General features: G+C 73.6%; 1 protein-coding gene. It reads right to left on the bottom strand.

Annotated elements, in window-relative coordinates; translation table 11 throughout:
• Positions 1-424, bottom strand: a 424-nt coding sequence (locus tag D7Y13_RS43530; protein ID WP_208734681.1) for a hypothetical protein, incomplete at both ends; no start/stop codon positions are given.

Here is a 424-nt window from a genome sequence, read left to right as displayed (position 1 = left end):
GGTCGATCCCGCGGAAGCTGGTGCGCACGACCTCGGCGGTGGCGGTGCGCAGCAGGTGGGTGAGCACTTCCTCCTCGCGGCCCTCCTCGCCGGACTCGAACTCGATCTTGCCGCCGAGCACCTCCACGGCGGTCTGCAGGTCCACGACGCGGGCGCAGGCCCGCTCCTCGCCCTGGACCGTCGCGCGGTGCAGCGCGGCGGCGGCGATGGTCTCGGCGCCGGCGATGGCGAAGCGGGCCGAGACGCCGGAGCGCTGGTCGACCGAGGACGACGCACGCAGGTGACGGGTGAAGCGCGCCAGGATCTCGACCAGCGGGTCGGGGACCTCGGCGACGAGGTCGGCCTCCTGGCGGATGACGGCGATCTCGGCCTCGAGCTCGGTCGGGTAGTGCGTGCGGATCTCGGCGCCGAAGCGGTCCTTGAG

Source organism: Corallococcus praedator (assembly GCF_003612125.1).
GTDB lineage: Bacteria > Myxococcota > Myxococcia > Myxococcales > Myxococcaceae > Corallococcus > Corallococcus praedator.
This window is presented reverse-complemented; position numbering and strand designations above follow the sequence as displayed.